This is a genomic window from Pseudomonas palleroniana, from assembly GCF_022836895.1.
GTDB classification, from domain to species: domain Bacteria; phylum Pseudomonadota; class Gammaproteobacteria; order Pseudomonadales; family Pseudomonadaceae; genus Aquipseudomonas; species Aquipseudomonas palleroniana.
On sequence record NZ_CP092411.1, the window covers coordinates 5,332,503 to 5,342,134 of the forward strand.

Sequence of the window (9,632 nt, forward strand, 5' to 3'; positions counted from 1 at the left end):
TCCAGCCAGAAATCCGGGACGCGCAGGGGTTCAAGAGTGCCGCCGACGTCGGTTTCTGACAAGGCTTTAAACCTTATCAATTGCAGCTAGTCTCAACTATGAGTCGCCGTGTTATCCACATCGGCGACTGGTCACTCATCAGCGCCCGCAACCCGCGAGCATATTGAGGTAGCCATGAAAATTCGAGAACTGGCCCAGCATTGGGAAGAAACCGCCAAGGGTCGCATGACCAAAACCGAATACGCGATCCATCTGGATGTGGAGGCCGCCGCGAGACTGGCCGCCATTGCCGAGATGTACCCCAAGCGCCACACCGAAGAACTGCTCGGCGAACTGATCGGCGCCGCCCTTGAAGAGCTCGAAGCCAGCTTTCCGTACATCAAGGGTCAACAGGTGATTGCCACCGATGAAGAGGGCGATCCGTTGTATGAGGACGTCGGCCCTACCCCACGTTTTCTCAGCCTGTCGCGGCGCTATCTGCATGATTTTTCAGCGAGTGCCGATAAACAGAAGCACTGACGATCCACTCTAAAAACTGGTAAACCCTTTGTATTCCGGGCCTTTCACAGGCTCGGAGTACCGCTGCGCGCGACGAAAGTTCCCTCTTCAAAACGCTGACCAGTCAGTCAAATATTTTTTTAGGCAAATCGCCATCTTCTCTGAACTTTTGAAAAAAGCCTCAGGTCACAGCCAGTAAGCCATCAACTTGGAACGGCCGTTTGAAAGGGCATTTCGAGCTTTACCGCCGGGCCCCAACCGCTGACCAACGAAGTGGATTTTGATGTTTTTCAGGAGTTATCCAATGGAGTTGAAGACGATGAAAACCAGCACTGCCAAATCCTCGTTTAACCACCTGCGCGGGCTCAAATTGGCCGCGCTGGCGATCGGCACCAGCTTCGTACTGGCGGGTTGCGCAGGCAACCCTCCGACTGAGCAATACGCGGTGACTCAATCGGCTGTTAACAGCGCAGTCAGCGCTGGCGGTACCGAGTTCGCGGCTGTGGAAATGAAATCGGCCCAGGACAAGCTCAAAGAAGCCGAAATCGCCATGCACGACAAGAACTACGACAAAGCCCGTCAGTTGGCTGAACAAGCCGAATGGGACGCTCGCGTTGCAGAGCGCAAGGCCCAGGCAGCCAAGGCTCAACAGGCCGTGAAGGATTCCCAGAAAGCTGTTCAGGAGCTGCGTCAGGAAGGTATGCGCCCGGCTGTTATCCAGCAGAAATAAGCCCGCTGCCCCTGATTGCATTGCACCCGAAATCGAACTGAAAGGACGACACGATTATGCGTAAACAACTGATGATCCCTGCCCTGTTGGCAATGAGCGTTGCTCTGGCGGCCTGCTCCACCCCACCGAACCAGAACCTGGAAAACGCCAAGACCAATTTCGCGGCTTTGCAGACCAACCCGCAAGCCACCAAGTTGGCGGCCCTGGAAACCAAGGACGCCAGCGATTGGCTGGACAAGGCTGAAAAAGCCTACCGTGACAAGGAAGACGAGAAGAAAGTCGACCAGTTGGCCTACCTGACCAACCAGCGCGTTGAAGTGGCCAAAGACACCATCGTGCTGCGTGAATCCGAAGCCAAGCTGAAAAACGCCGGTGACGAACGTGCCCGCGCCCTGCTGCAAGCCCGTGATGCGCAGATCAAGCAACTGCAAGACAGCCTGAACGCCAAGCAGACCGATCGTGGCACCCTGGTGACTTTCGGTGACGTGCTGTTCGCCACCAACAAGTCCGACCTGAAATCCAGCGGCCTGGTCAACATCACCAAACTGGCGCAGTTCCTGCGCGATAACCCGGACCGTAAAGTGATCGTCGAAGGCTACACCGACAGCACCGGTTCCGATTCGTACAACCAGAGCCTGTCCGAGCGTCGTGCCGCTTCGGTACAACGTGCACTGGCGCAACAAGGCGTGGATATCTCGCGCATCGTGACCCAGGGTTACGGCAAGGAATACCCGGTTGCCGACAACGGCAGCGCATCGGGCCGTGCCATGAACCGTCGCGTTGAAGTGACCATCTCCAACGACAACCAGCCAGTCAAGCCGCGCTCCAGCCTGGCTAACTGATTGATTGAAGCTGGATAAAAAAACCCACCGGAGACGGTGGGTTTTTTCGTTCAGTACTGGATCTGGGGTTTATTTTCGTCGGCGCCGAAAGGATCAAACTCCAGCTTGCGCTTCAGTTCATCTCGCTTCGCGAGGGGCGACTCAGCCTCGCACTCGCTGCACTCATCCAGAATCTGCTGCGCCCGGGCCATGTCCAACATCCTACTGATCGCACCGATATTCACCGTGACTTCCCCCCTGGCTGACTATTCGTAAGTTACCCGTCAGCACCGCTGACTGGGCATTGAGTGGCGTCTTACGGAATACGGTTCCAGATATTTCAGAAACGGTTAATTGGAGCGATTTACTGCTGAAGTTGCGGTGTTTCCTGGCCGAGGCAGCGCACAGCCTGTTTCTTGTTGTTGACCAGCACGCCGCTGAGGCCCTTCTGATCGGTGTCGAACATCACCAGCACACCGTCAACGCACTGCGCCACTTGCGCGGCCGGGGTCAGGGAGACTTTGTAATCCTCTCCCGGCACGGTCTTGAGCATCGTGAAATCGCTCAGAAGCAATGCGTCCTCCGGCTTGGCGAAATGCAGGTAGCCATAAAACCACAGGCAACCGACGGTACCGATGATGGTGCCGATACCGGTGAGGATCAGTGGGATCATGTTGCGTTCTTCACTCATTGCGGGCTCTCTGATGAATCAACTTTAGGAGTCGGATAATTCGGGATCTCGCCCAGGCGGCGCAGGCCGTTGAAGTGCTGCGGGTCGTCCAGATAACGCAGCATCACGGTCTGCCAGGTCGTGTCGGCAAAGGTCTGCACATGATCGCCACGGGTCAGTTGCAATACACGCGGCGGCGGCGCGGCCTGATACAAGCGGATACCGTTGGCCAGCGGCACAATCGGGTCATCCAGGCTATGGAACAGCAGCTTGGGTACACCGGTCAGTGCCGGCATGGCGTTGATCGCACTGTCGGCGTCGGGCACCAGCCAGGACAGCGGCACCTGGAATGGCCATGTTAACCAGGAAGTGCTCAAGGCGAATTGCCCTACGTCACGATAACTGGCGGGCACGCCATCCAGCACCAAGGCCTTCAGTTGGGTTTGACGCTCCGGGTGCGCGGCCAAGTAATGCACCGCCAGCGCACCGCCCAGGCTTTGCCCCAGGATAACCAGGGGTTGGCCCCGGGTTTCAGGCGCTTGATCGAGCCATTGCCAGGCCGCATCGATATCCTGGTAAATCGCCGGCAATGACGGTTTACCCTCCGATAACCCGTAGCCACGGTAGTCGAGCATCAACACCTGATAGCCCTGCTCCGGCAACCACCAACTGCCACCGAGGTGCCAGGCCAGGTTGCCGCCATTGCCGTGCAGGTGAAGCACCGTGCCCTTGAGCGGCACGCCGGGCTTGGCCGGCAACCACCAGGCGTGAAGTTTTACCCCGTCAGCGGTCGTGAGGGTGACGTCACGGTAGTGCAGGTGCGCTTTTTCCGGCGTGAACGGCAGGCCGGGTTCGGGATAGAACAGCAGCGAACTGCAGCCGCTCAATGTCAGTAACAGGCACAGAATGCCGAGGACTCTCATCCGTTAAAGCCTCCACAGGCCAATACCCTAAAGAATATTGGAGTAATCGGCCTCGATCCGGTCCAGGCTCAAGTGGTTGAGGAAGTTGGAAAAGCACATCCAGGCCGCCAACGCGTTCATGTCGCGAAACTGCTCGGGCAGGTATTTGGGCGGTACCACCAGGCCTTCGTCGACCAGTTGGCGCAAGGTGCGCATGTCTTCCAGGGTGGTCTTGCCGCAGAACAGCAGCGGCACTTGTTCCAGCTTGCCTTTGCGCACGGCGAGCTGGATGTAGTTGTAGACCATGATAAAGCCCTTGAGGTAGGACAGATCCTTGGTAAACGGTAAGCCGGTCGGCACCGAACCTCGGAACACCCGGCTGGCATTGCCGTAGCTTTCAGCCATCTCAAAGCCCTGCTCGCGGAAGAACTCGAACACCTGCAGGAAGTCGGCGCCCTCTTCCACCATATGGATGGCGCGGGTGCGGTTGGTCAATTTACGCAAGCGGCTTGGGTAAGAGGCGAAGGTGATGATTTCCATCAGAATCGCCAAGCCTTCCTGGGTCACGGTGGACGACGGCGGGCCCTTGGACAGGAACGTGCAGATCGGCTGGTTCAGGCCGTTAAGGGTGGTGCCGACGTGGACCAGACCTTCATGCACCTCCAGGGCGCGCACATCGCGCTCGTTGAACATCGCGTCGGCGCGGATCTTGATGTAGTCGGCCCCCGCCGCAGCGTCGGCGACGATACCGTCGGACTCGAACACACGGATGGTTTCCTCGGCCTCGCCAAACACTTTATTCAAGCGGGTTTGCAGCAAGGCGACGGCATCCTTGGCCGTCAGGGTCTTGGCTTCGTCCTTGAGGTCGCCACGGCCGTCGATATTGTTCAGGTAGTCGGAGAGCATCAGGCCGAGGTCCGCCAGGGTCGGGTCGCCGGCATGGAACGCATCGGAGGCGGCGCCGTACAGCTCCTGGGAAATCAGGCCGAAATCCTCGGTGCCGCGGGCTTCGAGCATGCGCACGACCATGCGGTACTCGCGGCACATGCGGCGCATGATCTGCCCGACCGGGCTGAATTGGCCGAGACGGCGGGTAATATCCCGCTCGATGTTCTGGAACTCCAGCTTCACGGCGCTGGAATCGAACGACAACGGTCGGTTGAGGTAGTAATCACGATCCACGGCAGGCATGGCCTTGCCCTTGGCCTTGAGAAACCCCTGGCGAATATTTTCGTCCCACTTCACGGCGTCAAGGACGCGAATCGGTGTTTGCGCCAGCACAATGCGATCAGACAAGGTGCGTATCGTCTGCTGGTAATCGTCCACCTGGTGCTTCCTCTATAAACGTTATCGGCTCGCGCGCTGCAGGTGCAAGGTGAGTTTTACCTGGAGCGTAGTGTCAGACCGAGGCCAACACCAAATGCATGTATCGTTTGAGAATCGCGAGCATCTCTTCACCGGTCAGCGGCTCCAGACCGTCAAGCAGGCCCTGATACTCCATCCGACCGATAATCGCCGTCAACACTTTGGCATCCTGTTGCGGCTCGCGAGAGCCCAGTACCTGGAAAAACTGCCCGGTGCCCTGCAACAGAATCTGCTGGTGGGAACGCACCAGCTCGGCCAGGCGCGGGTTGAGCAGCGCTTCCTGACGAAACGCCTGCTCGGCCATCAGGTACTCGCGACGGTTGGTCAACTGGCGCAAGACGTAATCGGCGGTCAGCCGCGCAATATCATCGGCCAATTGCGAACGGGATTCGGGGCTGCCGTCACCATAAGCGACCATTTCGCGCAGCAGGCCCTCATTGCGCACCCACAACTTGCCCATGTAGGCCGCGCTGCGTTCGACGTATTGGGCAAACGTGTCGGTGAGCAGATCATCGATATCCTTGAAGTAATAGGTGGTTGCGGACAGCGGCACACCCGCCTCCGCCGCCACGGCGCGATGGCGCACGGCGCGCACGCCGTCACGCACCACGATGCGCATCGCTGCATCGAGAATGTCTTGCCGACGTTGCTCGCTGCCCCGGCGACTGGCCTTGCGGCCCTGGTACTGGACACTTTCAGCCACGGCAGCCGCAATGCCGGCGGCGCCTTCTTGAGCCATTACGCGGTTCACCACACACATCCTTGCATTGATCAAAATCTGGCGCTGTTCGCTTGACGCTTATAGACGCCGCATAAAAAAGCCGCCTTATATAAGGCGGCTTCGGATTACGCTACGGTCACGCTTGTGGCCGCATGTGCGGGAACAAGATCACATCGCGGATCGACGGTGAGTTGGTCAACAACATCACCAGGCGGTCGATGCCGATACCTTCGCCCGCCGTCGGCGGCATGCCGTACTCCAGGGCGCGGACAAAATCGGCGTCGTAGTGCATGGCTTCGTCGTCGCCGGCGTCCTTGTCGGCCACCTGGGCCATGAAGCGCTCGGCCTGGTCTTGCGCGTCGTTAAGCTCGGAGTAAGCGTTGGCGATTTCGCGGCCGCCGATGAACAGCTCGAAACGGTCGGTGACGTTCGGGTTGTCGTCGTTGCGACGGGCCAGCGGCGACACTTCGAACGGGTACTGGGTAATGAAGTGCGGCTGTTCGAGCTTGTGCTCCACCAGCTCCTCGAAAATCATCACCTGCAGTTTGCCCAGGCCTTCGAAACCCAGCACCTTGGCGCCGGCTTTCTTGGCAATGGCACGGGCCTTGTCGATGTCGTTCAGGTCGTCAGCGGTCAACTCAGGGTTGTACTTGAGGATCGAATCGAACACCGACAGGCGCACGAACGGCTCGCCGAAGTGAAACACCTTGTCGCCGTACGGTACGTCGGTGCTGCCCAGGACCAACTGCGCCAGCTCGCGGAACAGCTCTTCGGTCAGGTCCATGTTGTCTTCGTAGTCGGCGTAAGCCTGGTAGAACTCCAACATGGTGAATTCTGGGTTGTGACGAGTCGAAACGCCTTCGTTACGGAAGTTGCGGTTGATCTCGAAAACTTTCTCGAAGCCGCCCACCACCAGGCGCTTGAGGTACAGCTCGGGGGCAATACGCAGGAACATTTCCATGTCCAGCGCATTGTGATGGGTTTCGAACGGCTTGGCTGCAGCGCCGCCAGGAATGGTCTGCAACATCGGCGTTTCGACTTCGAGGAAGTCGCGCTTCATCAGGAAGCTGCGGATGTGCGCGATGACTTGCGAACGCACGCGGAAGGTCTGGCGCACGTCTTCGTTGACGATCAGGTCAACGTAGCGCTGGCGGTAGCGCTGTTCGGTGTCGGTCAGGCCGTGGTGCTTGTCCGGCAGCGGGCGCAGGGATTTGGTCAGCAGGCGCACGCTGGTCATTTCGACGTACAGGTCACCCTTGCCGGAACGGGCCAGGGTACCTTCAGCGGCGATGATGTCGCCCATGTCCCAGGTTTTCACCGCGGCCAGGGTTTCGGCAGGCAAGGTCTTGCGGTTGACGTAGACCTGGATACGCCCGGTCATGTCCTGGATCACCAGGAACGAGCCACGGTCGAGCATGATGCGACCGGCAACCTTGACCGGGATTGCAGCCTCTGCCAGCTCTTCCTTGGTCTTGTCCGCGTACTGTTTCTGTAAGGCATCGCAGTAGTTGTCGCGGCGGAAGTCGTTGGGGAAGGCATTGCCCTTGGCGCGCTCGGCAGCAAGCTTTTCCTTGCGCAGGGCGATCAGGGAGTTTTCTTCCTGTTGCAGGGCTTGCGGGTCGAGTTGTTGGTCGCTCATGTCTTTAAATCTTCCATCAGGTTCGTTGTCCCCGGCCTGCGGCCGGGGATCGCCGGCAAGGGATTACAGGCCGGATTTCAGGCTGGCTTCCAGGTATTCGTCGATATCACCGTCGAGCACCTTGTCACAATCGCTGCGTTCGATGTTGGTGCGCAGATCCTTGATCCGCGACGCGTCGAGCACATAGGAGCGGATCTGGTGACCCCAGCCGATATCCGACTTGGTGTCTTCCAGCGCCTGGGAAGCGGCGTTGCGCTTCTGCATTTCCTGCTCGTACAACTTGGCCCGCAGCATTTTCATGGCGGTGTCCTTGTTCGCGTGCTGGGAACGTTCGTTCTGGCAGCTGACCACCGTGTTGGTCGGCACATGGGTGATACGCACGGCCGAGTCGGTGGTGTTTACGTGCTGGCCACCGGCGCCGGAGGAACGATAGGTGTCGATCCGCAGGTCGGCCGGGTTGATCTCGATTTCCACCTTGTCATCGATCTCCGGCGAGACGAACACCGCAGAGAACGAAGTATGGCGACGGTTGCCGGAGTCGAACGGGCTCTTGCGCACCAGGCGGTGCACGCCGATCTCGGTACGCAGCCAACCAAAGGCGTATTCGCCCTTGATATGCACGGTCGCGCCCTTGATACCGGCGACTTCACCGGCCGACAATTCCATGATGGTGGCGTCGAAACCGCGTTTGTCGGCCCAGCGCAGGTACATGCGCAACAGGATGTTGGCCCAGTCCTGGGCTTCGGTGCCGCCGGAACCGGCCTGGATATCCAGGTAGGCGTTGTTCGGATCCATTTCGTGGCTGAACATGCGACGGAATTCAAGCTTGGCGAGGTTTTCCTCGAGACGGGCCAGCTCGGCGACGACATCGCCCACTGCGCCTTCGTCGTTTTCTTCGACGGCCATGTCCAGCAGGTCTCGGCAATCGGCCAGACCGGCATTCAATTCGTCGAGGGTGTCGACGATCTGCGCCAGCGCAGCGCGCTCGCGACCCAGTTCCTGGGCGTATTCAGGTTTGTTCCAGACACTCGGATCTTCAAGCTCGCGATTGACTTCGGTCAGACGCTCATGCTTTTGATCGTAGTCAAAGATACCCCCGAATAGTTTCGGAGCGCTCGGACAGGTCCTTGATGGTGTTAAGGATCGGGTTGATTTCCATGGCGGGCAGCACTCGTTGGCGAACTTTTGAAAGCCGGCGAGTATAACGGCAATCGGGCTGAAACGGCAGCCCGCTTGGCGAAAAGGCAGGGTTTGCTCCCTGCCACCCGGTTATTCGATACCGACCTGATTGCGCCCGTTGTGCTTGGCCATATACAACCCCTTGTCCGCCGCCATGATCAACTGCCGATAATCCGTGCCCTGCTTGGGCGTCAGGGTCGACAGGCCGATGCTGATGGTCAGGCACGATCCCTCGGTCGGCGCGATGTGCGGGATTTTCAGGGCCGCCACCGCCATGCGCAGCTTTTCCGCGACCAGTCGGGCGCCGCCCGGCGAGGTGCTCGGCAGCACCAGGGCAAATTCTTCACCACCATAACGCGCCGGCAAATCCGAAGGACGACTGCTGGCCTCACGAATGGTGGCAGCGACCTTGCGCAGGGCTTCATCGCCTTCGACATGGCCGAAGTTGTCGTTGTAGCTCTTGAAAAAGTCCACGTCGATCATCAGCAGCGAGAGCTGGGTCTGGTCACGCATGGCACGGCGCCACTCCAGCTCCAGGTATTCGTCGAAGTGGCGACGGTTGGACAGCCCGGTGAGGCCATCGGAGTTCATCAGGCGTTGCAGCACCAGGTTGGTGTCCAGCAACTGTTGCTGGCTGACCCGCAGCGCACGGTAGGCCGCATCCCGTTGCAGCAGCGTCATGTAGGAGCGCGAGTGATAGCGAATGCGCGCCACCAGCTCGATGTTGTCCGGCAGCTTCACCAGATAGTCGTTGGCGCCAGCGGCAAAGGCAGCGCTCTTGATCAGCGGGTCTTCCTTGGTGGACAGCACGATGATCGGGATATTCGCGGTGGCCGGGTGGTTGCGGTATTCGCGAACCAGGGTCAGGCCGTCCAGCCCCGGCATCACCAGGTCTTGCAGGATCACCGTGGGTTTGATGCGAATCGCCTGGGCAATCGCCTGATGCGGATCGGCGCAGAAGTGGAAGTCGATGTTCTCTTCATGGGCCAGGCCGCGTCGCACGGCTTCGCCGATCATCGCCTGGTCGTCAACCAGCAACACCATGGCGGCATTTTCATCGGTCTTGAAGTCGTCGAGCTGTAAATCATTCATGTGCAGTCACCTGAA

11 protein-coding genes are annotated in these 9,632 nt (G+C 59.1%); 3 read left to right on the forward strand and 8 right to left on the reverse strand.

Annotated features, from left to right (window positions below):
* Positions 1 to 174: 174 nt before the first annotated feature.
* The 3 genes from MJP36_RS23955 (at position 175) to lptF (ending at position 2,070) form a co-directional block, all read left to right on the forward strand.
* Positions 175 to 519 (forward strand): hypothetical protein, encoded by a 345-nt coding sequence (locus MJP36_RS23955; RefSeq protein WP_060754011.1) that lies wholly within the window; start codon positions 175 to 177, stop codon positions 517 to 519.
* A 283-nt stretch (positions 520 to 802) separates the two neighbouring features.
* A complete protein-coding gene (locus MJP36_RS23960; protein WP_090366425.1) occupies positions 803 to 1,228 on the forward strand; it encodes a DUF4398 domain-containing protein in 426 nt (141 codons plus the stop codon).
* 56 nt (positions 1,229 to 1,284) lie between these two features.
* Positions 1,285 to 2,070, forward strand: a complete 786-nt coding sequence (gene lptF / locus MJP36_RS23965; RefSeq protein ID WP_060754009.1) for a lipotoxin F family OmpA-related lipoprotein LptF — start codon at positions 1,285 to 1,287, stop codon at positions 2,068 to 2,070.
* Positions 2,071 to 2,120: 50 nt separating this feature from the next.
* On the opposite strand, the gene MJP36_RS23970 is transcribed toward lptF, so the two are convergent.
* The 8 genes from MJP36_RS23970 to MJP36_RS24005 all read right to left on the reverse strand — a co-directional run bounded on the left by MJP36_RS23970 (position 2,121) and on the right by MJP36_RS24005 (position 9,617).
* Positions 2,121 to 2,261: a hypothetical protein gene (locus MJP36_RS23970; RefSeq protein WP_161549869.1), complete on the reverse strand. Its 141-nt coding sequence runs from the start codon at positions 2,259 to 2,261 to the stop codon at positions 2,121 to 2,123.
* A 152-nt stretch (positions 2,262 to 2,413) separates the two neighbouring features.
* Positions 2,414 to 2,740: a PA3694 family proteiin gene (locus tag MJP36_RS23975; protein WP_244384135.1), complete on the reverse strand. Its 327-nt coding sequence runs from the start codon at positions 2,738 to 2,740 to the stop codon at positions 2,414 to 2,416.
* The gene (locus tag MJP36_RS23980) at positions 2,737 to 3,642 is read right to left on the reverse strand and encodes an alpha/beta hydrolase (protein WP_104995689.1); all 906 of its coding nucleotides are present in this window, start codon (positions 3,640 to 3,642) and stop codon (positions 2,737 to 2,739) included. The genes MJP36_RS23975 and MJP36_RS23980 overlap by 4 nt, the downstream gene beginning before the upstream one ends.
* Positions 3,643 to 3,669: 27 nt before the next feature.
* A complete protein-coding gene (locus MJP36_RS23985) occupies positions 3,670 to 4,947 on the reverse strand; it encodes a flavohemoglobin expression-modulating QEGLA motif protein (RefSeq protein ID WP_060754006.1) in 1,278 nt (425 codons plus the stop codon).
* A 73-nt stretch (positions 4,948 to 5,020) separates the two neighbouring features.
* Positions 5,021 to 5,737 (reverse strand): TetR/AcrR family transcriptional regulator, encoded by a 717-nt coding sequence (locus MJP36_RS23990; protein WP_174554022.1) that lies wholly within the window; start codon positions 5,735 to 5,737, stop codon positions 5,021 to 5,023.
* Positions 5,738 to 5,843: 106 nt separating this feature from the next.
* Entirely contained in the window at positions 5,844 to 7,346 is a 1,503-nt protein-coding gene (gene lysS / locus MJP36_RS23995; RefSeq protein WP_104995688.1) for a lysine--tRNA ligase, read from the reverse strand.
* 63 nt (positions 7,347 to 7,409) lie between these two features.
* Positions 7,410 to 8,505, reverse strand: a protein-coding gene (gene prfB, locus MJP36_RS24000) for a peptide chain release factor 2 (RefSeq protein ID WP_104995687.1) whose coding sequence is annotated in 2 segments (ribosomal slippage) — positions 7,410 to 8,432 and positions 8,434 to 8,505 — 1,095 coding nt in all. Because the reading frame shifts where the segments join, the coding sequence is not laid out codon by codon here.
* Positions 8,506 to 8,615: 110 nt separating this feature from the next.
* Positions 8,616 to 9,617: a response regulator gene (locus tag MJP36_RS24005; RefSeq protein WP_060754003.1), complete on the reverse strand. Its 1,002-nt coding sequence runs from the start codon at positions 9,615 to 9,617 to the stop codon at positions 8,616 to 8,618.
* Positions 9,618 to 9,632: the final 15 nt, after the last annotated feature.

Excerpts from the sequence above, each read along its gene's own strand:
- MJP36_RS23955 (WP_060754011.1), top strand. The coding sequence starts at position 175 with ATGAAAATTCGAGAACTGGCCCAGCATTGGGAAGAAACCGCCAAGGGT.
- MJP36_RS23960 (WP_090366425.1), top strand. The coding sequence starts at position 803 with ATGGAGTTGAAGACGATGAAAACCAGCACTGCCAAATCCTCGTTTAAC.
- lptF (WP_060754009.1), top strand. The coding sequence starts at position 1,285 with ATGCGTAAACAACTGATGATCCCTGCCCTGTTGGCAATGAGCGTTGCT.
- MJP36_RS23975 (WP_244384135.1), bottom strand. The coding sequence starts at position 2,740 with ATGAGTGAAGAACGCAACATGATCCCACTGATCCTCACCGGTATCGGC.
- MJP36_RS23970 (WP_161549869.1), bottom strand. The coding sequence starts at position 2,261 with ATGGCCCGGGCGCAGCAGATTCTGGATGAGTGCAGCGAGTGCGAGGCT.
- MJP36_RS24005 (WP_060754003.1), bottom strand. The coding sequence starts at position 9,617 with ATGAATGATTTACAGCTCGACGACTTCAAGACCGATGAAAATGCCGCC.
- lysS (WP_104995688.1), bottom strand. The coding sequence starts at position 7,346 with ATGAGCGACCAACAACTCGACCCGCAAGCCCTGCAACAGGAAGAAAAC.
- MJP36_RS23980 (WP_104995689.1), bottom strand. The coding sequence starts at position 3,642 with ATGAGAGTCCTCGGCATTCTGTGCCTGTTACTGACATTGAGCGGCTGC.